The organism is Streptomyces parvus, assembly GCF_032121415.1.
Taxonomy (GTDB): Bacteria; Actinomycetota; Actinomycetes; order Streptomycetales; family Streptomycetaceae; genus Streptomyces; species Streptomyces globisporus_A.
On sequence record NZ_CP135079.1, the window covers coordinates 1,740,883 to 1,761,438 of the forward strand.

Annotated in this window: 18 protein-coding genes, 1 other RNA gene and 2 pseudogenes; 9 read left to right on the forward strand and 12 right to left on the reverse strand. The window is 73.4% G+C overall.

Features of this window, described 5'->3' with window-relative positions; all coding sequences use genetic code 11:
* Positions 1–33: 33 nt before the first annotated feature.
* Positions 34–714, forward strand: a complete 681-nt coding sequence (locus RNL97_RS08945) for a GNAT family N-acetyltransferase (RefSeq protein ID WP_313750548.1) — start codon at positions 34–36, stop codon at positions 712–714.
* Between the two features lie 79 nt (positions 715–793).
* Entirely contained in the window at positions 794–1,696 is a 903-nt protein-coding gene (locus RNL97_RS08950; protein WP_030583954.1) for a glycosyltransferase family 2 protein, read from the forward strand.
* Positions 1,697–1,732: 36 nt separating this feature from the next.
* Here the strand turns inward: RNL97_RS08950 and RNL97_RS08955 are convergent, their stop codons facing one another.
* Positions 1,733–2,278, reverse strand: a complete 546-nt coding sequence (locus RNL97_RS08955) for a GNAT family N-acetyltransferase (protein WP_030583958.1) — start codon at positions 2,276–2,278, stop codon at positions 1,733–1,735.
* A 99-nt stretch (positions 2,279–2,377) separates the two neighbouring features.
* On the opposite strand from RNL97_RS08955, the gene RNL97_RS08960 reads away from it, so the two are divergent.
* A complete protein-coding gene (locus RNL97_RS08960; RefSeq protein WP_030583961.1) occupies positions 2,378–3,391 on the forward strand; it encodes a LacI family DNA-binding transcriptional regulator in 1,014 nt (337 codons plus the stop codon).
* Between the two features lie 275 nt (positions 3,392–3,666).
* The gene (bglS, locus tag RNL97_RS08965) at positions 3,667–4,446 is read left to right on the forward strand and encodes a beta-glucanase (protein ID WP_030583964.1); all 780 of its coding nucleotides are present in this window, start codon (positions 3,667–3,669) and stop codon (positions 4,444–4,446) included.
* A 71-nt stretch (positions 4,447–4,517) separates the two neighbouring features.
* On the opposite strand, the gene rnpB is transcribed toward bglS, so the two are convergent.
* Both rnpB and RNL97_RS08975 read right to left on the reverse strand, forming a co-directional pair.
* Positions 4,518–4,925, reverse strand: an RNA gene (gene rnpB / locus RNL97_RS08970) — RNase P RNA component class A.
* A gap of 18 nt (positions 4,926–4,943) precedes the next feature.
* The gene (locus RNL97_RS08975) at positions 4,944–5,552 is read right to left on the reverse strand and encodes a Uma2 family endonuclease (protein ID WP_313751614.1); all 609 of its coding nucleotides are present in this window, start codon (positions 5,550–5,552) and stop codon (positions 4,944–4,946) included.
* A 178-nt stretch (positions 5,553–5,730) separates the two neighbouring features.
* Between RNL97_RS08975 and RNL97_RS08980 the strand changes: the two genes are divergently transcribed.
* Together RNL97_RS08980 and RNL97_RS08985 are read left to right on the forward strand one after the other, a co-directional pair.
* The gene (locus RNL97_RS08980; protein ID WP_243313901.1) at positions 5,731–6,486 is read left to right on the forward strand and encodes a MerR family transcriptional regulator; all 756 of its coding nucleotides are present in this window, start codon (positions 5,731–5,733) and stop codon (positions 6,484–6,486) included.
* Complete coding sequence (locus RNL97_RS08985) at positions 6,483–7,364, forward strand: hypothetical protein (RefSeq protein ID WP_243313904.1); 882 nt, start codon at positions 6,483–6,485, stop codon at positions 7,362–7,364. The genes RNL97_RS08980 and RNL97_RS08985 overlap by 4 nt, the downstream gene beginning before the upstream one ends.
* Here RNL97_RS08985 and RNL97_RS08990 read toward each other — a convergent pair.
* Complete coding sequence (locus RNL97_RS08990) at positions 7,315–8,742, reverse strand: RNB domain-containing ribonuclease (protein ID WP_243316294.1); 1,428 nt, start codon at positions 8,740–8,742, stop codon at positions 7,315–7,317. The genes RNL97_RS08985 and RNL97_RS08990 overlap by 50 nt on opposite strands.
* A gap of 274 nt (positions 8,743–9,016) precedes the next feature.
* Between RNL97_RS08990 and yaaA the strand changes: the two genes are divergently transcribed.
* Entirely contained in the window at positions 9,017–9,817 is an 801-nt protein-coding gene (gene yaaA / locus RNL97_RS08995; RefSeq protein ID WP_243313905.1) for a peroxide stress protein YaaA, read from the forward strand.
* Positions 9,818–9,948: 131 nt separating this feature from the next.
* On the forward strand, positions 9,949–10,611 hold the full coding sequence (gene eda, locus RNL97_RS09000; protein WP_030583976.1) for a bifunctional 4-hydroxy-2-oxoglutarate aldolase/2-dehydro-3-deoxy-phosphogluconate aldolase: 663 nt from the start codon (positions 9,949–9,951) through the stop codon (positions 10,609–10,611).
* Positions 10,612–10,650: 39 nt separating this feature from the next.
* Here the strand turns inward: eda and RNL97_RS09005 are convergent, their stop codons facing one another.
* The 5 genes from RNL97_RS09005 to RNL97_RS09025 all read right to left on the reverse strand — a co-directional run bounded on the left by RNL97_RS09005 (position 10,651) and on the right by RNL97_RS09025 (position 15,407).
* A complete protein-coding gene (locus RNL97_RS09005) occupies positions 10,651–11,436 on the reverse strand; it encodes a sulfite exporter TauE/SafE family protein (protein ID WP_313750549.1) in 786 nt (261 codons plus the stop codon).
* A 15-nt stretch (positions 11,437–11,451) separates the two neighbouring features.
* On the reverse strand, positions 11,452–12,681 hold the full coding sequence (locus RNL97_RS09010) for a bifunctional RNase H/acid phosphatase (protein WP_313750550.1): 1,230 nt from the start codon (positions 12,679–12,681) through the stop codon (positions 11,452–11,454).
* Positions 12,681–13,424, reverse strand: coding sequence for a zinc ribbon domain-containing protein (locus RNL97_RS09015; protein WP_243316295.1), 744 nt, complete (start codon positions 13,422–13,424; stop codon positions 12,681–12,683). Before RNL97_RS09015 ends, RNL97_RS09010 begins: the two co-directional genes overlap by 1 nt.
* Positions 13,421–14,257, reverse strand: coding sequence for a Nif3-like dinuclear metal center hexameric protein (locus tag RNL97_RS09020; protein ID WP_313750551.1), 837 nt, complete (start codon positions 14,255–14,257; stop codon positions 13,421–13,423). The genes RNL97_RS09015 and RNL97_RS09020 overlap by 4 nt, the downstream gene beginning before the upstream one ends.
* A gap of 112 nt (positions 14,258–14,369) precedes the next feature.
* On the reverse strand, positions 14,370–15,407 hold the full coding sequence (locus tag RNL97_RS09025; protein ID WP_030583990.1) for an ABC transporter substrate-binding protein: 1,038 nt from the start codon (positions 15,405–15,407) through the stop codon (positions 14,370–14,372).
* 245 nt (positions 15,408–15,652) lie between these two features.
* On the opposite strand from RNL97_RS09025, the gene RNL97_RS09030 reads away from it, so the two are divergent.
* Positions 15,653–17,080: a hypothetical protein gene (locus RNL97_RS09030; protein ID WP_313750552.1), complete on the forward strand. Its 1,428-nt coding sequence runs from the start codon at positions 15,653–15,655 to the stop codon at positions 17,078–17,080.
* 386 nt (positions 17,081–17,466) lie between these two features.
* Here the strand turns inward: RNL97_RS09030 and RNL97_RS09035 are convergent.
* The 3 genes and pseudogenes from RNL97_RS09035 to RNL97_RS09045 form a co-directional block, all read right to left on the reverse strand.
* Positions 17,467–18,163: pseudogene (locus RNL97_RS09035) on the reverse strand (SDR family NAD(P)-dependent oxidoreductase).
* 33 nt (positions 18,164–18,196) lie between these two features.
* Positions 18,197–18,775 (reverse strand): annotated as a pseudogene (locus RNL97_RS09040) (MDR/zinc-dependent alcohol dehydrogenase-like family protein); the annotation flags it as partial.
* Positions 18,776–18,926: 151 nt separating this feature from the next.
* Entirely contained in the window at positions 18,927–20,372 is a 1,446-nt protein-coding gene (locus RNL97_RS09045) for an MFS transporter (protein ID WP_313750553.1), read from the reverse strand.
* Positions 20,373–20,556 lie beyond the last annotated feature (184 nt).

Sequence of the window (20,556 nt, forward strand, 5' to 3'; positions counted from 1 at the left end):
GCGGGACCGGATCGACAGCGGGAGGATACGGACATGGCTGCTCCCGAGCCTGACCCCGCACCCGCCCCCGGCACCGGCTCCACCCCCGGCTCCACCGCCCACACCCCCGGGTCGGCCCCCGACCCCGCCCCCGGCCCCGAGCCGCTGACCGTTCCGAGCATGTCCGCGGGCCCGGACTTCGTCCTGCGCCCCTGGGAGATGAGCGACCTCCCGCTGGTCCGCGAGGCCTCGCTCGACCCGTACATCCCGCTCATCACCACGATCCCGGCCCCCTACTCCGAAGCGGCGGCGGAGGCGTTCGTCCGCGGGCAGTGGGAGCGCGCGGCCACCGGCGCGGGGTACCCGTTCGCCATCGTGCGCTCCCGGGACCGGCGCCCGGTCGGCGCGATCGGGCTCTGGCTCCGGGAGCTGCCCGAGGGCCGCGCCTCCCTCGGCTACTGGCTCACCGGCCCCGCCCGCGGCCAGGGGGTCGCCCGGGCCGCGCTGCGTACGGTGACGGGCTGGGCCCTGCGCGACCTCGGGGTCCCGCGCCTCCAGCTCTACATCGAACCGTGGAACACCGCCTCCGCCCGGATCGCCGAGGACATCGGCTTCCGGCGGGAGGGCCTGCTGCGCGGCTGGCAGCAGGTGGGCGACGAGCGGCGGGACATGGCCGTGTACGCACTGCTGAACAGCGACGGACCCGTGGATGGCCGGGCGGTAACCGCGGACTGAACACCGAGGCGTTACGATCGCGGGCACCGCTGCCGACCAGCAGCCGGCCACCGGCAGCCGAGCTCCAGGAGTACCGACCGTGTCCGCACCGCGCATCGGCGTATCCATCGTGACCATGGGAGACCGCCCGCAGGCGGTCGAGGCGCTGCTGGCGTCCGTGGCGATGCAGGACGTCCGGCCCACCCGGCTCGTGATCATCGGCAACGGTACGGCCCTCCCGGACTACTCCGCGACACCCGGCCTGGAGGACCTCGACGGCGGGGTGACCACCATCGAGCTGCCGGAGAACCTCGGCTGCCCGGGCGGCCGGAACGAAGGGCTGCGCAAGCTCGCCGAGATCGGCGACGTGGACGTGGTGATCGAGCTGGACGACGACGGGCTGCTGGTCGACAAGGACGTCTTCCGCCGGGTGCGGGACCACTTCGCGGGCGACGACCGGCTCGGCATCGTCGGCTTCCGGATCGCCGACGAGACCGGCGAGACGCAGCGCCGCCACGTGCCGCGTCTGCGGGCGGGCGACCCGATGCGCGGCGGCCCGGTCACGGCCTTCCTGGGCGGCGGCCACGCGTTCTCGATGAAGATGCTGGCAAAGACCGGTCTGTGGCCCGCGGAGTTCTTCTTCACCCATGAGGAAACGGACCTGGCCTGGCGGGCGCTGGACGCCGGCTGGAAGGTGGAGTACGACCCCGAGCTGCTGCTCCAGCACCCGAAGACGTCCCCGGCCCGGCACGCGGTCTACTACCGGATGACGGCACGCAACCGCGTCTGGCTGGCCCGCCGCAACCTGCCGCTCCCCCTGGTCCCCGCCTACCTCGGCACCTGGACCCTGCTCACCCTCGCCCGCACCCGCGACCCGAAGGGCCTGCGGGCCTGGGCGGGCGGCTTCGTCGAGGGCGTCCGCACGCCGTGCGGGGAGCGGCGCCCGATGCGCTGGTCCACGGTGTGGCAGATGACGCGGCTGGGCCGCCCGCCGGTCATCTGACCCACCGCCAGGGCGTGTCCGGCGTCGCGGCCCCGGTCAGGGTCCGCCGGACACGCCCTGCGGCGTCCAGCGGTAGAGGACGTCCGGCTCGTTCTCCTCGTTGCGGCCGCCGTCGTCGAACGCGACGGCGGTGAACCCGTGCCGCTCGTAGAAGGCGCGGGCAGCGGCGTTGCGCTGGAACACGTACAGGCTGATCGGCCCGTCCACGGCCCCGCGCACCTCGGCCAGCAGCCGGCTACCGATCCCCCGCCGCAACGCGTCGGGCCGCAGGTAGAGGTGGTCGAGCTCGTCGCCCCCGGCGAGCGCGGCGAACCCGAGCAGTTCCCCGCCCTCTCCGTCCCCCGCGTCCTCCCCGTCCTGCCCCGCCTGTTCGGCCACCCACACCGCGGTGCTGGTGGGCAGCACGACATGGGTGATCCACGCCAGGGTGCCCTCGTCGCTGTGGATCCGCGGCAGATACGGCATGGCTGCGGCCCGGGAGTCCAGGAAGACCCGCGTGACGGCTTCCGCGTCCCCGGCCGTCGCCGAGCGCAGCCGTACGCCGTCGTGTGCGGGTAGACACCCGGTCTCATGGTCCGTCATGCGGATGATCAGATCATGAGGCTGAGCCGCACCGGAAGAGCCCTGGACGGGCCACAATGGAAGGGCTTCCAGATCCGTTGCGAGGGAAGGCCCGTGCCCATGGCCGAGGAACTGCCGCACCGGCACGCCACGCTCGACGAGGTGGCCGCGCTGGCCGGAGTCTCGCGGTCGGTGGCCTCCCGGGTGATCAACAACGCTCCCCATGTCAGCCGGGCCAAGCGGGAGTCCGTCGAGAAGGCGGTCAGGACACTCGGCTACGTGCCCAACCCGAAGGCGCGTGCCCTGGCCACACGTCAGGCGGGTGCGGCGGCGCTGGTCATCTCGCGGGACGACCCGGAGGTGCTGACGGACCCGTTCTTCGGGCAGCTCATCGCCGGAGTGGCCGGCGCCCTGGAGGAGGCCGACCTGCACATGATGCTGTGCGTGGCCGCCACCCCGCGCGGCCGGGAGCGGGTGGAGCAGCTCGTGCGCTCCCGGGCCGTCGACGGGGTGATGCTGACGGCGTCGCACGAGGACGACCCCCTGGCCCGGATCGCCAAGGAGAGCCCGCTGCCGGTCGTCTTCGGCGGCCGCCCGGTGGACTTCGAACCGCGCTGGTTCGTGGACATCGACAACGTCGGCGGCGCGCGGGAGGCGACCGAGCACCTGCTCGCGCGGGGGCGGACCCGGGTGGTCACGATCTGCGGACCGCAGGAGACGGAGGTGGCCAGATCCCGGTATCGCGGCTACCGGGAAGCCATGACGCTCGCCGGTCTGACGCCTCGCCCGCCCGAGGCCGGGGACTTCTCGGAAGCCGCCGGAGCCGCCGCCATGACCCGGTTGCTGGAAGCCCATCCGGACCTGGACGGGGTCTTCGCGGCCAACGACAACATGGCGGCGGGCGCGCTGCGCGCGCTGCGCGGAGCCGGCCGGTCGGTGCCCGAGGACGTGGCCGTGGTGGGGTTCGACGACCTCGCCGTCGCGCAGCTCACCGATCCCGCGCTCACCACGATCCACCAGCCCATCCGGGATCTCGGGCGCGAGATGGCCCGGATGCTCGTCGGGGTCGTCGCGGGCCGTACGGCCGGCCCGCTTATCCTGCCCACCCGTCTGGTGAAGCGTTCCAGTACCTGACGGCCGACGGTTTCGGAGCGGGCAGTTCCCGCAGGTCGGCAGCGTCCCCGGTGGGTGAGCCGTCCGTCGTCGTCGCGAGCGGGAGACCGCACCCCGGGAGCGCTTCCACCCGGACCGCCATGTCCGATCCCTTGTCGGCCATGTGGGGCGCTGCTACTTTCTGGAAGCGCTCCCAGTTTCTCCGCAACGCCAGGCGTCCTCCCCCCGCACGGTCGTGCCGTCAGCGGACGCCGAGCCTGTCCCGCACATGGGTTTCACGGCACAAGGAGGCCGAGATGCACTCCCGCACGAGATCACGTCGGTTCCCCACACCTCGCTGGCTGCTGGCTCCGCTGGCCGCCCTCGCGCTGATCTTCCAGCCGATGACCGGCCCCGCGTACGCCGTCGGCGGCAGCTTCACCGACACCTTCGACTCCCCCAACACGAGCCGCTGGAGCAAGGCCGACGGCTGGTCCAACGGAGGCATGTTCAACGTCGGCTGGCGCGCCGACCACACCTGGTTCAACGGCGGCGTCATGGGCCAGAACCTCGACGTCGCGACCTGCCCCGCCGGCTGCTCGGGCAAGCCCTACGCCTCCGGTGAGTACCGCACCAACGAGCTGTACTCGTACGGCCGCTTCGAGGCCCGGCTCCAGGCGGTCAAGCGCGAAGGCGTCGTGACCGGGTTCTTCACGTACACCGGGCCGAGCGACGGTCAGCCCTGGGACGAGATAGACGTCGAGATCCTCGGCAAGAACACCACCCAGATGCAGACCAACTACTTCACCAACGGTGTCGGCGGCCATGAGACCGTCATCGACCTCGGGTTCGACGCCTCCGCCGGCTACCACGACTACGCCATCGAGTGGTGGAACCAGGGCACCATCAACTGGTTCGTGGACGGCAGGCTCGTCCACCAGGAGAACGGCTCCCGCGGCCCGCTCCCCACCCGCCCGATGCGCATCATGACCAACCTGTGGCCGGGAATCGGGGTCGACGGCTGGCTCGGCCCGTTCACCTACCCGGGCAGGCCGCTGACCGCCCGCTACGACTGGATCACGTACACGAAGTACTGATGCCGACAAGGAAGCAAAGGCGTGCGGAAAGAGCCCCTGACCAGCTCAACGCCGGTCAGGGGCTCTTGCGGCAGACGAGTCGCGCTGTACGCCGGGTTCTGTCTCCCGGTCGCCTCGCGGCGGCCGGGGAGACGGCCATCCATCTAGGGCCGGCATTGCTGCAGGCCTCGTGCGGTCTACCCGCGAACTCGGGCGAGCAGCCCTCGAACGTCCGCGCAGGGCCGCCCCGTTTCCGGCACGACCCCTCTTGACCTTGCTCCGGGTGGGGTTTACCTAGCCGCCTGAGTCACCTCAGGCGCTGGTGGTCTCTTACACCACCGTTTCACCCTTACCCGCGACCGAAGTCCCGGGCGGTCTGTTTTCTGTGGCACTGTCCCGCGGGTCACCCCGGGTGGCCGTTAGCCACCACCCTGCTCTGTGGAGCCCGGACGTTCCTCGGGAGGATCCGGGGATCCTCACGCGGCCGTCCGCACGGCTCGTCTGCCGTGATCGCCATCCTACCGGGCCATACCGACCGACCGCCCTGTCGGTGCCCCTCGGCCGAAGTCGCCGGTCTCCAGGTCGAAGGCGAAGGGCTCGGGGAGCGGGAGCGGTTTCCCGTACGGAATGGTCAGGTGCTGGCGGTAGTCGTCGCCCTCGGGATCGCTGAACAGCGTCACCGAGCTGTCGTCCCGGTCGATGAGCAGGTAGAGCGGGATGCCACCGCGTGCGTAGCAGCGGCGCTTGGCCTCGCGGTCGGCCTGCGGCTTGGTGGAGGTGACCTCGACCACCAGGGCGACGCCCTCACAGGGCATCCAGGGGTCGGCGCCGCGGAAGAGGCGACGCTCGGTGGGGGCGAAGGTCCCGTCGGGGATGGCGTGGTTCTTGGGGCAGCCGCGGCCGCTGCGGAGCTTCAGGCCCTTGTTCCCTGAGAAATCCATGTCGATGCGGGACTTCCTCAGCACCTGCTTCAGAACCAGGCTGATGTAGTCCTCGTGGTCCCCGTCCGGCGGCGGCGTCACGACGATCTCCCCCTCGATCAGCTCGGCCCGGAAGCCTTCCGGCGTGTCCAGGGCCAGGAAGCCCTCCAGAAGGACTTCTGCCTGCGTGAGCGGCTCGTGCGCCATGGCAGTCATGTCACGCTCCTTCCTCGGTCGCTCGCCAGACTGGGGCATCGGGGGACCAGCCGTCCATGAGATGGGAGTTCTTCCTCCGATCGTGGCACAGGACCGCTCGACGCGGACGAAGCGCGGGGAGGAACGTGGCGCTTGACCTTGTCGCAGCGTCAACGCTTCTACTGGCCGCATGCGTATCGGAGAGATCGCCGCGCTCGTGGGAGCCACTTCCCGGGCCGTCCGGCATTACCACCACATCGGTCTGCTGCCCGAGCCCGGCCGGCAGGCCAACGGCTATCGGGCGTACACCGTCCGGGATGCCGTGCTGCTGGCCCGGATTCGGCGGCTGACGGAGATCGGGCTCTCGCTGGACGAGGTGCGGGACGTGCTGGCGGATGACGCGGGGCGGGAGCTGGTCGAGGTGCTCGGGGAGCTGGACGCGGACCTGGCACGGCAGGAGCGGGAGATCCGGGAGCGGCGGGAGGTGCTGGCGGCGTTGCTGGAGGCGCCGCTGACCTCGGACGGGCCACTCTCGCCCGCCTTGGCCGCGCTCCTTGAGAGTGCGCCCGCCACGGGGTCGAGGGCCGCGGCGAAGGACCGGGAGCATCTGGCGTTGCTGGACACCGCGGGCGGTGGGGCCGGGGCCGAGTTGTACGCGGCGCTGCGGCCGTTGGCCGAGGCCCCCGGTCTCACCGGGCTGTACGAGCGGCTGGACGAGCTGGTCGGCGCCGGGGTGGACGATCCGCGGATCGCGCCCCTGGCGGCCGAGCTGGTGGCCGCCGTACCGGACGAGGTGCTGGCGGTGATCCCGGACGGGGAGCCGTCGCCGACGGGGTTCGGGCGGGTGCTGCTGGAGGACTATCCGCCCGCGCAGCGCGAGGTGGTGCGCCGGGTGATGGAAGCGCTGGCCGTCCGGGTCCGCGCGACGCGAGGGTGGACGCCGTGAGAGTGATAGCTCTGCGGGCGGCTCGGGCCGCCCTGTGGGTGGCGCTGCCCGCCGAACTGGCGCTGATGGTCTGCCTGGTGGGAGGGGTGCGGATCACCGGTGCGGTCCTGCTGGCGGCCGAGGCGCTCGTCGTGGGCGTGCTCGCGCTGGAGGCCGCCGTGATGTGGCCGCTGTACACGGCCCGGCGGCGGGCCGGTGACGGGCGGCGGGCGGCCACGCTGTCGGCGGCGCGTGCCGTGGTGCCGGTGGCGGTGCGGCGGCTGATGGTGCACGAGGTCCGGGCGCTGCACAGCCTCGGGCTGTGGACCGTACGCCGTCGGCACCGGATCCCCGAGGGTGCGCTGCCCTTCTCGTACACCGAACCGCAGATCGGGACGGCGTGGGCGTTCTTCTTCGCCTCCGTCCTGGAGACCGTGGTGCTGGCCCTGGTGATCCCGTGGCCGCTGGTCCACCTGATCCTGCTCGTGGTCGGCGTGTACGGGACGGTGCTCATCGTCGCCCTGCACGCGGCCTGCGTGACCCGGCCGCACGTGGTGGGGACCGACGGTTCGCTGCGGCTGCGGTACGGCGCCCTGTTCGACCTGCCGGTGCCCGCCTCGCTCATCACCGCCGCCCGGGTGGAGCGGCGCTACGACGGCGGCGGGCTCGTGCGGGTCGATGAGGACGGGGTCCTCGACCTGGCGGTGGGGAGCCAGACGACGGTGACCGTGGAGCTGGCTGAGCCGGTGAGGTTCGTCCGGCCTCTGGGGCAGCGCGGGAGCGCGCGAACGCTCCGGTTCCACGCGGACGATGCGCGGGCGGCCGTCGCCGCGCTCGGGCGGAAGCCGCTCACCCCGGAGCGAACAGCACCGTCCTCGCCGCCGGCCCCGCCCGCGTGAGCCGGACCCGCAGCCGCTCCCCCAGCGGCAGCGGAGCCGTGCCGCCCTCGACCCGGCCGACGATCGCCGGGTCCCGGAGGTGGATCGTGCCGATGGACGGGTCCCGGTCCTGGACGTCGACGACGTACGCGTCGAAGAGTTCGCCCTCGCGCCCCTCCAGCAGCGCCGCCTCGACCAGATCGACGCAGGCCCGCTCCACGGTGCCGGCGCGGCGCGTCCCCTCGGCCATCTCCTTCGGGAGCGCGGGGAGGGCCTCCCGTACCCAATCCGGCGGTGCCTTCCCCGCGGTCGCGGCGAGGCAGAGTTCGGAGGCGTACCGGTCGACCAGGCGGCGCAGCGGTGCGGTGCAGTGCGTGTAGAGGTCGGCGACCGCGGCGTGCACGGCGGGGTCGGGGAGGTCTCCGCCCTCGAAGACGGTGTAACCCGCGCCGCGCAGCAGGGTGGTGCACTCCTGCAGGAACGCCGCGTGGTTGCTCCTTTCCGGGTCGAGGGAGCGGACGACCTCGGCGTACGGGACGTGGTGCGGCCAGTCGATGCGCAGGGCGTGGGCGGAGCGCCGCAGCCGGGCGACGGCCCCGTCGGGGGCGAGCGGCAGAGTGCGCAGGATGCCGGTGCCCGTGTCGGCCATGAGCCGGGCGGCGGCCATCCCGGTGAGGAGCGAGATCTGCGCGTTCCAGGCCTCGGCGGGGAGCGTGGCGCGGTAGCCGAGGCCGTACGAGCCGTCGTGCTCGACGATCTCCTGCTCGGGGACGTCGAGCGAGATACCGCCCCGGGCCACTTCCTGTTCGGCGCGCAGCCGGCCGATGTCCCGGAGCAGGGCGAGGGGCTCCTCGGCGGTGCCCGCGTCGATCTGCCGCTGGACGCCCGCGTAGTCGAGCTTCGCGCGGCTGCGGACCAGGGCCCGCCGTACGTCGGTGGCGACGGCCAGCCCGTCGCGGTCCAGGTCGATCCGCCACAGCGCGGCCGGTCGGGTCTGCCCGGGGAGGAGGCTGGCGGCGCCCTCGGAGAGGACGGCGGGGTGGAGGGGGATCCGGTCGTCGGGGAAGTAGAGAGTGGTGACCCGGCGGTGGGCCTCGGCGTCGAGCGCGCCGCCCGGGCGGAGAAACGCGGCGACGTCCGCGATGGCGTAGTGCACCCGGTATCCGCGCCCGTCCCGGCGGCGTTCCAGGTGCATCGCCTGGTCGAGGTCGGTGGAGGCGGGCGGGTCGATGGTGAGGAAGGGAAGGCCGGTGGCGTCCTCGTGGGCCGACAGGTCCGGGGCCCGGGCCGCGTCCGCCGCCTCCGCGAGCACCTCGGGCGGGAAGGCGCCGGGCAGGTCGAGTTCGGTGCGCAGCGCCCGCAGGGCGGCCCCGAGCGAGCAGTCGGCTGCGCCGGTCATACGCAGGTGGCGGCGGGGCATGGCCCGAGCGTAGGCCGGGAGGGGGCGGGCGGCATCCGGGGCGGTTCCCGAGCCCGCTCCGGAGGGCGTACCCGGAGTCCGCTCCCGAAGGCCGCTCCCGGCTCGGCCCGCCGCCGTACGAGGACCCCGTCGGCGCAGGTGGATCTCACCGCCGTACGGGAACCCCCGCCCCCTCCCCGTACCCTTGCCGAGGACCCGGCGAGCCCGCACGCCCCCGGATCCGCGCTCGCCGTACGTACGAAGGAGAACCGCCGTGCTCGTGCTGTTGCCGCCCTCCGAAGGAAAGGCCGCCTCGGGGCGCGGGGCCTCGCTGAAGCCGGAGTCGCTGTCACTGCCGGGGCTCGCCCCGGCCCGTGCGGCGGTGCTGGACGAGCTGGTCGAGCTGTGCCAGGCGGACGAGGAGAAGGCCCGGGAGGTGCTCGGGCTGAGCGTGGGGCTGGCGGGCGAGGTCGGGAAGAACGCCGAACTGCGCACCGCGGGGACCCGCCCGGCCAGGGAGCTGTACACCGGCGTGCTGTACGACGCCCTCGACCTGGCCACGCTGGAGGCGGCCGCGCGGCGCCGGGCGACCACCTCGCTGCTGGTCTTCTCGGGGCTGTGGGGCGCGGTCCGGATCGGCGACCGGATTCCGCCGTACCGCTGCTCGATGGGGGTGAAGCTGCCCGGTCTCGGCGCCCTCGGCGCGTACTGGCGCACCCCCATGGAGACCGTGCTGCCCGAGGCCGCGGGCGACGGGCTCGTCCTGGACCTGCGCTCCTCCGCGTACGCGGCGGCGTGGAAGCCGAAGGGCGAGGTGGCCTCGCGGACGGCGAGCGTGCGGGTGCTCCACTCGCAGATCGTGGACGGCGTGGAGAAGCGGTCCGTGGTGAGCCACTTCAACAAGGCGACCAAGGGCCGGCTGGTGCGCGACCTGCTGGTGGCCGGTGCGCGGCCCAAGGACCCGGCGCGGCTGGTGGAGGTGTTGCGGGACCTCGGTTACGTGGTGGAGGCCGAGGCCCCCGCACGGGCCGGGCGGCCGTGGTCGCTGGACGTGGTGGTGACGGAGATCCACTGACTCCACCGGAGTCGGCCCATCGGATCTGACCCGCCGAACCGACCCGCCGGACCGACCTTCCCGGAACGGGAGCGTTGCACAGAACGCAACGCTCGTTGCAGATAATGACTTGCTCGCGGCAGGATGGCCCCATGACCTCCTCCGTGCCGCCCGCCGCGCCCTCGCACGCCGCCTCCGACGCCTCCGTGCTCGATCTCGCGCCCGTCGTCCCCGTCGTCGTCCTGCACGACGTCGCCGACGCGGTGCCGCTGGCGCGGGCGCTGGTGGCGGGCGGGCTCCCGGCGATCGAGGTAACGCTGCGGACGCCCGCCGCGCTGGAATCGATCCGGGCCATGGCCGCCGAGGTGCCGGGCGCGGTGGTCGGCGCGGGCACGGTGATCTCGCCGGAGCACGTCCGGGAGACGGTGGCCGCCGGGGCCCGGTTCCTGGTCAGCCCGGGGTGGACGGACGCGCTGCTGGAGGCGATGAAGGCGTCCGGGCTGCCGTTCCTGCCGGGCGTCTCGACCACTTCCGAGGTGGTGGCCCTGCTGGAGCGCGGGGTGAGGGAGATGAAGTTCTTCCCGGCCGAGGCGGCGGGCGGCACGGCCTATCTCCAGGCCCTGTCGGCGCCTCTCCCCCAGGCCCGCTTCTGCCCGACCGGCGGCATCTCGCTCGCCTCCGCGCCCTCCTATCTCGCTCTGTCCAACGTCGGCTGCGTGGGCGGCAGTTGGATGGTCCCCGGCGACGCGGTGACGGCGAAGGACTGGGACCGGGTGGCCCGCCTGGCGGCCGAGGCGGCGGCGCTCGCCGCCTAGGGCCCCTCGTCACACCGCCGTCGTCGCCCGGACCTGTCGTCAGGGCAGGAGTTGCACGGCGTACAGCCCTCCGACGCTCAGGGCCAGCACCCCCAGCAGCAACCGCAGCGCCGTTTCCGGCACGCGCGGCTGGAGGCGGGCGCCCAGGTAGCCGCCGCAGAGTCCGCCGAGTCCGCAGGCCAGGCCGAGGGACCAGTAGGGCGCGAGGTCCCCGGTGATGGTCAGGGAGAGCAGCGCGTACGTCCCGGCGCCCACCACCGAGGTCACGAAGGTGGCGGCGAGCGCGGCGGGGGCGACCTTCGCCACCGGCATGCCGCGCCCGACGAGGATCGGGCCGAGGAGCGAGCCGCCGCCGATCCCGTAGATCCCTCCGGCGATGCCGACCGCCACGGCCAGCCGGGTGACGGCACGGGGCGAGGGCTCCCGTGCGGGGGCCGGGCGGGAGGCGCGTCGCAGCGTGCGCAGGCAGAGCCAGCCGCCCAACGGCAGCAGCAGAACGGCGATGAGCAGTCGGAACACCGACGGGCCCGGCACCGCGAACACGCGGATCACCGCGCCGACGACGACCCCGGGCACGGTGCCCAGGACGAGCAGCCGGGTCAGCGGCCCCCGCAGCGTCCCGGCCCTGTGGTGCCGCAGCAGGGCTCCGGGGCCCGCCACCACGTTGTAGAGAAGGTTGGTCGGGGTGACCGCCGGGCTGGGCACCCCGAGCACGCTGACCTGGACCGGCAGCAGGAACACCGCGCCCGAGACGCCTACCGGCGCGGTCACCGTGGAGATCAGCAGCCCGGCGGCGAACCCGAGCACCCCCGTCGACCAGTCCATGTACGCCCCGCCCCGCTAGCGCAGGTGCGAGGTGTCGTTGAGCAGGCGCACGGAGGCGTTGCCGTCCCCGTAGTACGCGACGGTGGAGATCGAGGCCGCCGAGAGCTCCATCCGGAACAGCGCCTCGGGCGGGGCTCCGAGGGCCAGCCGGACGAACGTCTTGATCGGCGTCACATGGGTGACCAGCAGGACCGTGCGGCCCGCGTACCGGGCGACGAGCCGGTCCCGGGCGGCGGCGATCCGTTCGGCGACCTCGGCGAAGCTCTCGCCGCCGCCGGTCGGGGCGGTGTCCGGGGAGGCCAGCCACGCGGTGAGGTCGTCGCCGTAGCGCTCCCGTACCTCGCCGAAGGTCAGGCCCTCCCACGCGCCGAAGTCCGTCTCGCGCAGGCCCTCGTCGATCCGGACGTCCAGGCCGAGGCGGGCGGCGACTGCGGCGGCGGTCTCGCGGCAGCGGCGCAGCGGGGAGCTGACGATCTCCTGGATCGTGCCGAGGGCGGCGAAGTGGTCGGCGGCCCGCTCGGCCTGGCCGCGGCCGACGGCGGAGAGTTCGGGGTCGGTGCCGCCGCTGCCGGAGAACCGCTTCTCGGGCGTGAGGGCGGTCTCGCCGTGCCGGAGCAGGACGAGTGTGGCGGGCGCGCCCAGGTCGGGGGCCGAGCCCCAGCCGGTCTGCGGGGTCCCGGCGGCCTGCTGCGGGGCGGGGTGGGCGTCCGTCGGCTCCCCGACCGATTCCGCCGTCTCCTCGGGCAGGGGGAAGAGCGCGCCGGCGGCCGGGGAGTCCAGGGCGGCCGTCGAGGGGGAGGCCTCCCACCGCCGGCCGTCGCGCCCCGCGTCCATCGCCTCGTTGGCGAGCCGGTCCGCGTGCTTGTTCTGCGCCCGCGGGATCCACTCGTACGTCACCGAGGCCGGCGGCAGGATCGCGGCCGCGCGGGCCGCCAGCGGCTTCATGTCGGGGTGCTTGACCTTCCAGCGCCCCGACATCTGCTCGACCACCAGCTTGGAGTCCATCCGGACGTGGACCCGGAGCGCGTCCCCCGCGTCCGGGAACAGCGCCTTCGCGGCCGTGAGACCGGCGATCAGGCCCCGGTACTCGGCGACGTTGTTCGTTGCGACGCCGATGTACTCGGCCACCTCGGCGAGGGGCTCCCCGGTGGCGGGGTCGATGACGACCGCGCCGTAACCGGCGGGCCCCGGATTGCCCCGGGAGCCGCCGTCGGCCTCGACCACCACCTGGCGGGCGACGCTCATTACAGGCCCGACTCCGAGGTGCGGACCAGGATGCGGTGGCAGTTCTCACAGCGCAGGACCGTCTCGGGGGAGGCGGCCTTCACGTCGTTGACCTCGGCCATGTTCAGTTCGAGACGGCAGCCCTCGCAGCGGCGCTGGTAGAGGCGGGCGGCGCCGACCCCGCCCTGCTGGGCGCGGAGCTTGTCGTACAGCTTCATCAGGTCGGCGGGGACGACCTCGGCGACGACCTGGCGGTCCTTGGCCACCGTGGCGGCCTCGGCGTCCAGCTCGGCGGTGGCCGCGTCGCGGCGGGCGGTGGCGTCGTCGACCTTGGCCTGGACGGCGGAGACCCGCTCGGTCAGCTCGGCGACCCGCTCCTGGGCGGCCTCGCGGCGCTCCATGATCTCCAGGACGACGTCCTCCAGGTCACCCTGGCGCTTGGCGAGCGAGGTGAGCTCGCGCTGAAGGCTCTCCAGGTCCTTGGGCGAGGAGACCGCTCCGGAGTCCAGGCGCTGCTGGTCGCGGACGGCGCGCTGACGCACCTGGTCGACGTCCTGCTCGGCCTTGGTCTGCTCGCGGGCGGTGTCGCTCTCCTCGGTGGTGGAGGCGACGAGCAGGTCACGCAGCTGCGCGAGGTCGCTGCTGAGCTGCTCGATCTCGGCGTGCTCCGGCAGCGAGGACCGCTTGTGGGAGAGCTGGGCGAGGCGGGTGTCGAGGGCCTGGACGTCGAGAAGTCGGATCTGGTCGGCGGGCGCGGCGTTCAGTTGGGGGCTCCAGAGGAATGGTGGGTGGTCCAGGGGTCGGTGACCTGCTTCGAGACATGGACCCGCAGGCCCCATCCGTGGCGGTCGGAAAGCGCGTCGAGCTGGGCCGCCGCCTGCTCGCACCAGGGCCACTCGGTGGCCCAGTGCGCGGCGTCGACGAGGCCGAGCGGCGAGTGCTGCACGGCCTCGGACGCCGGGTGGTGGCGCAGGTCGGCGGTGAGGAAGGCGTCGACGCCCGCGGTGCGCACGGCGTCGAAGAGGCTGTCGCCGGAGCCGCCGCTGACGGCGACGGTGCGCACGAGCGCCTCCGGGTCGCCGGCCAGCCGGATGCCCTGCGCGGTGGCGGGGAGCCGGGCGGCGGCCCGGGCGGCGAAGGCGGCCAGGGTCTCGGGGTGGTCCAACTCGCAGATCCGGCCGAGTCCGCGCCGCCCGGCGGGGTCGGTGGGGTCGGGGACGAGCGGTCCCGTGACGCGCAGGTCGAGGGCGCCGGCGAGGGCGTCGGAGACGCCGGGGTCGGCGGTGTCGGCGTTGGTGTGCGCGACGTGGAGGGCGATGTCGTGCTTGATGAGGGTGTGGACGACCTTGCCCTTGAAGGTGTCGGCGGCGACCGTCGTCGTCCCGCGCAGATAGAGCGGGTGGTGGGTGACGACCAGCTGGGCGCCGAGCTGCAGGGCCTCGTCGGCGATCTCGCGGACCGGGTCGACGGCGAACAGCACCCGGTCGATCTCCGCGTCCGGGTCGCCGCAGACCGTCCCGACCGCGTCCCATCCCTCGGCCCGCTCGGGGGGCCAGAGGGCGTCGAGGGCGGCGATGACTTCAGACAGACGGGGCACGGGGGAAAGGCTACCTGTCCGGGGTGGTCCGCCGCCCCTGGCCGCCGGACCTGTACGCCAGGACCGGCGGCCGGACACGAATCGTTACTTCACCGGGCCCGGGCCGGGGCGGTCACTTCGCCAGGTACGCGCGGAGGTCGTCGAGGACCAGATCGGCCGAGGTGACGCCGAGGCCCAGGTACCAGGTCTCGTCGGAGACGTCCTCGGCCCGGCCCTCCTTGACGGCCTTCAGGTTCTTCCACAGCGGGTTGGACCGGGCGGTGTCGCGCTGGGTGGCCTTCGGGTCGCCGTAGACGCCGGTGAAGATCCAGTCGGCGTCCGCCTCGTCGATCTTCTCCGGGCTGATCTCGGCGGCGAGGTCGTCGATCTGCTGGTTCTTCGGACGCGGCAGACCGACGTCCTCCAGGATCGTGCCGATGAACGAGGCCTTGGCGTAGAGCCGGAGGCGGTCGGGCATGTAGCGGACCATGGACACGGTCGGCTTGTCGGGGCCGATGTCCTCGCCGAGTCCGACAGCCTTCTTCTCGTACGCGGCGAGCGCGGACTCGGCCTGCTCCGTGCGGTCCAGCGCCTGGGCGTTGAGGAGGTAGTTCTCCTTCCAGGTGAAGCCGGGGCGGATGGAGAACACGGTGGGGGCGATCTTGGACAGCTCGTCGTACTTGTCCGCGGCGCGGAGCTCGCTGCCGAGGATCAGGTCCGGCTGGAGGCCCGCGATGGCTTCGAGGTTGAGGCTGTTGATCGTGCCGACGCTCTTCGGTTCGCCCGCGTCCTTCTCCAGGTACGAGGGGATGGCCGCGTCGCCCTCGCTGGGGGCGTAGCCGACCGGCTTCAGGCCCAGCGACACCACGTTGTCGAACTCGCCGACGTCCAGCACGACCACACGCTTGGGCGCGGCCTTGATCTCGGTCTTCCCCATGGCGTGGGTGACCGTACGGGGGAACTCGCCGGCCTCGGCGTCCGTGCCGTACGACGCGGTCTTCTTCGCCGCGTCCGCGAAGTCCTTGCCGCCCGTGGCGACGGCGGCCTTCCTGCCGCCGTCGGACTTCGCCGCGTCCGTGTCCCCGCCGCCACCGCCTCCGCAGGCCGACAGGGAGAGGGCGGCCGCCACGGCCAGGGCGACTGCGGCGGTACCGCGGGGGCGTAGGGACATCGCTTGCTCCAGTTTGTCCGCGTACGTGCGCGGGGCACGGATGCGCGTGGGGGCACCGGTGTGCCCGGGGCACGGGTGCCGGTTAGGGCCGCCTAACCATAGCCAGGACCACTTCCAGCAGCACACTCACCCCCTCCACCTCAGGAGAATCCGGGCATCGCCACCCTTATGTGTGAAGTGAGGTGGCTCGTGTTGTTCGGCTGGAAGTGCGAAAACTAGCTTTCGTAGCCGGAGGTGACGAGTCCATGACTGCCTGTGCCATCGAGGGTGGATCCGCCGGGGCCGCCGCGACGGCGGACCTCGAAGCGAAACCGGGAGTGGAGCCCGATCCGGAGCCCGTCCCGGAGGGGCCCGGCGACCTCGGGAAGACCGCGGGGGCGGCCGCATCCGGCCGGCCCGAACCCGCCGCGGAAGCGGGAGCGGGCCCCGAAGGGGGAGCCGGAGCAGGTCCCGGACCGGAAACGGCGGCCGCCGGGCGGGCGCCGGAGGTGTCGGCCGACGACGTACTGGCCGGCGACGCACCGGCCGGGGACGTACAGGCGGACGCCCCACCGCTCCCCGGCGGTTTCACGCTCACCGCGGACGGCGCCTATGCCGCCCGGCTCACCGCCGCACCCGGGCCGCCGGGCGAGCGCGCCTGGTATCCCGAGCGGTGGACACTGGACGGGCCCGAGCCGTATGCGGTGCCCCTCCCCCTCGACCAGCCCGAGGAGCCGGACTCCGAGGTGGCCCCGCTCGCCGACGGGCGGGTGCTGATCCGGCGGCGGGTGGCGGACCGGCAGATGTTCTCGCTGCTCTACCCGACCGGGCCCGGGACCGGCGAACTCCTGCTGGGCGCGGTCGGGTGCGCGGAGATGACCCTGCTGCCGCCGTCGCCGGACGGCCGGAGCGTGTACGCCCTGGCGGCCGGTGCGGACCACGCGTCGCTGTGGCTGGTGGCGGGCGGAGCGTTCGGGCCCGAGGAGGTCGCGCGGATCCCCGGGCGCTGCTCCGGCGGGGTGTGGCTGGACCGGGCGGGCCGGATGCTGGCGCTGGACCGGCAGGAGCCGGGCGGCGGGCCGGTCAAGGCGGTCGCCGTCGACCTCGCGCGGCGGGGTGCGGTGACGCCGTTGCTCCAGATCGCACCGGGGAGCGATGACCGGCTGCTGCTCGCGGACCCGGACAGCGGGCTGCTGCTGCTCCGCTCCGACGCCCCGGGCCACGACCGGCTCGGCTGGGGGGTGCTGGGGAGCTGCCTGCCCGTGCGGTTCCCCGAGTGCCTGCGCCTCGCGGACGTGGCGGTGACGCCGTTCGCGGTGCAGCCGGGCCAGATGCTGATGCCGGAGAGCTGCGCGGTGGCCCTGCGGATCGACGGGGCGCCGGGCAGCTGGGTGGGCGTCTGGCGTCCGGCGGGCCGGCGACTGCACCAGTTCGCGGCCCCGTTGGGCTGGGTGCCGGGGGCCGGGTACTGGAGCCGGGACGGCGTGCTGCGCCTGCCGTACGCGAACGGGGCGACGCCCTGCGGCGTGGCGCTGGTGGATGCGCCCGAGGACGTGGAACCCTCCTCCGTGACCGGCCGTACGGGTGGCGGGGAAGGTGGAAGGGAACCGTCCGCCGCCGATACCGTTCCTGCTGTGTGTAAGCCCGTTCCGTTGGGGCAGGCGCCTCTGCGCGGAGCCGCTCGACCTGATTGAATTCGGGGCCTGGGCTACGCGACCGTTCCGGGCGGGTTCCGACGGCGACCGGGTCGGACGACGGTGGCGGGGCCGGCGACACACGTAGGCGCGACACAAGCAAGCGATCACAACGGGGTGACTTCCCACATGTCCGAAATGCGGACCGACACGACCCAGCAGCGCCCGTCGGGGGCGGACGAGGGAGCCGGAACCGGCGGTTCCGGAAGGCACCGAGGGGGTGCGTCGGCGGAGAACACGTGGGTGCAGCCGCACGGCCGCCACCGCAGGCCCGCCGAAGCGGAATCCACGGCGGCCTGAACAGCCGGGCAGTGCACTGCGGAGGGCCCGGACCGGCGGACGACCGCCGGTCCGGGCCCTCCGGCGCGTACAGGGGAGAGATACGGCTACCGCCGCTTCAGCCCCAGCACCTCGGCGGCGAAGGTCTCGTTCGGCGGCCGGTCCGCGTAGTACGGGGTGAGCAGCTCGCCGAGCTCCGCGAAGGTGAACGTCTCCTTCGCCGCGTCGAACCGGGCGGCCACCCTCGGCCGTTCGACGACGGCGACCATCCCCCCGTGGACGACGAGCAGTTGCCCGTTGACCCCGGCCGCCGCCGGTGAGGCGAGATAGCCGACGAGCGGGGAGACATGCTCGGGCGCCAGCGGATCGAGGCTGCCGTCCGCCGGTTCCTGGAACCCCGCGAAGAAGTGGCCCTTGAGGTGGACGCGGACCACCGAGTCCCATTCCTCCTCGGTCATCGAGAAGACCATCCGGTCGCGCAGGATGCCGCGTTTTTGACCAGGATGTCGAGCCGGCCGTGGGCGCGGACCGCCGACTCGACGAGTTCGCGGGCCTGTTCGTGGTCGGAGACGTCCCCGAGGTGGGCGACGGCCTGCCCGCCGGCCGCGCGGATCTCGGCGGCGACCTCCTCGGCGGGGGCGGCGGACGCCTCGCCGGAGCCGTCCCGGCCGGGCTGCCCGTAGTCGTTGACGACGACGGCCGCGCCGAGGCGGGCCGGTTCGAGGGCTTCGGCACGCCGAGGCCGCGTCCCGCGCCGGTGACGATCGCGGACAGCCCGTCCAGCGGGGGGAAGTGAAGTGACATCACGGTCCTCGGCTTCCTTGGATGCGGACGGGGTCAGAGCTCGATGCAGGTACGCAGCGCCTCGCCCGTGCGCATCTGGTCCAGGGCGTCGTTGATGCCGTCCAGCCGGACCCGGTGGGTGATCATCGATTCCAGGTCGATACGGCTCGCCCGCCAGAGCGCGATGGCCCGCTCGTAGGAGCGCAGGACGTCCCCGCCGCCGTACATGGAGGGCAGAATGCGCTTCTCGTCGAAGAACAGATCGAACATGTTGACCTGGAAGGTGTCGTCCATGGCCCCGGACCCGGGCGCCCTGGATCGTGGAGATTCCGACGCCGCCGCAGCCGATCACCGCGACCGACGAACCGGCTTCCACCTGGGCCGTTTGATGGCCGCGCCGAGGCCGGTGGTGACCCCGCAGCCGATCAGGGCGGCGATCTCGAACGGTACGTCGTCGGGGATCGGCACCGCGCAGCCCGAACCGACGACGACCTCCTCGGTGAAGGTGCCGGTGCCCGCGAAGCCGAAGACGTCCCCGCCGGGGCGCTTGAAGTTGGGGGTGCCCGCGTTCATGAAGCCCGCCAGGCACAGGTGGGTCTGGCCGCGCTTGCAGGACGGGCAGTCCGAGGTCGCGCGGTGACCGGCAGGGCACGCCCCTTCGGGAACAGGCACAGTTCTTCTAGAACGCGTTCTAGCCGATGCCGATGGCCCCTGTACAACGAAGGCCCCGGAGGTCGGGAAGACCGCTGACGTCCTGTCAGATCGCCGGGAGGGAACAGGCCCCTTACGACGTGGGGCGGGGCGTGCGGTGGTTCGGCAGCCAGAGCAGCATCACGATCACCCCGGCCAGCAGCACGCCGCTCGCCGTGCGGAACGCCATGGCGTATCCGGCGGTGATCTCGGCCGTGTCGCCGGAGCCCGCGGTGCGCGCGGCGGCGACGGTGGAGAGCGCCGCGAGGCCCAGCGCTCCGCCCATGGTGCGGGAGGTGTTGACCAGGCCCGAGACGAGTCCGGCGTCGCCCGGCTCCGCGCCGGAGGTGGCGAGGGTGGCGAGCGGGGTGGAGGCGAGCCCGGCACCGGCCATCATGAGGACGCCGGGCAGGCAGATCGCGGTGAGGTAGGAGCCGTCCACGCCCATCGTGGACTGCCAGCAGAAGCCCGCCGCGGTGATCAGGACCCCGGCGACGGCGAGGCTCTTCGCCCCGGTGCGGACCATGAGGCGGGGGGCCAGCTTGGAGGCGATGACGACGGCGGCCGAGGTGGGGATCAGCGCGAGGCCGGCCCGCAACGGCGTGTAGCCCAGGATGTTCTGGGCGTACACGGTCATGAAGTACCACATGGAGAAGGTCGCCGACCCCATGAGCAGCATCGACACGTTGGCCGAGGAGACGGCCCGCGCGGAGAAGACGCGCAGCGGGATCAGCGGGACGGCGGTCCGTGCCTCGACGAGTACGAAGGCGGCCAGCAGCGCGAGCCCGGAGAGCAGCGGCACGAGGGTCGCGGCGGCCGCCCAGCCCTCGGCCTCGGTCTGGACGATGCCGTACGCGACGGCGGCGAGGCCCGCGGTGACCAGGACCGCGCCCAGCAGGTCGATGCGGCGGCGGTCGCCCGCGCGGCCCTCGGTGATGCGCAGGGCGGCGGCGATCAGGACGAGCGCACCGATGGGCACGTTGATCAGGAGGACCCAGCGCCAGGAGAGGGCGTCGGTGAGGGCCCCGCCGATGAGCCCGCCGGCCGCGCCGCCGCCCGCTCCGACCGCCATCCACGTGCCGATCGCCTTGGTGCGGGCAGGCCCATCGGGCACGGCCGCGGTGAGGATGGTGAGGGTGGCGGGCGCGAGGACGGCGGCCCCGAGGCCCTGCACGGCACGGGCGGCGAGGAGCTGCCAGCCCTCCTGGGCGAGACCGCCCGCGAGGGAGGCGGCGGTGAAGAGGCCGAGCCCGACGAGGAACATCAGCTTGCGCCCGTAGATGTCGGCGGCCCGCCCGCCCAGCAGCATGAACCCGGCGAACGCGATCGAGTAGGCGTTGACGACCCACTGGAGCCCCGCCGCGCTCAGCCCCAGGTCGGCCCGCATGGAGGGCAGCGCCACATTGACGACGGAGACGTCGAGGACGACGAGGAACTGGCCGGTGCAGGCGGCGAGCACGACGGCCCAGGTGCTGGGCCGTATGCGGGAGGTGGCGGGCGGGGCGGAGACGGGCGCGGAGACGTCGTGCATGACGGCCATGGTCGCAGGTGCCGCGGGGCCGGTACATCGGGTATCGGACCGAGGCCCCGGGCCTCGGCGGCCGGGACGGAGGTCCCGCACCTGCCCGGTCACGGGACCGAGGTCCGCACCTGCCCGGTCACGGGACCGAGGTCCGCACCTGCCCGGACGCGCCGGACCGGGGTCCCGCGCCACGCGCCCCGCC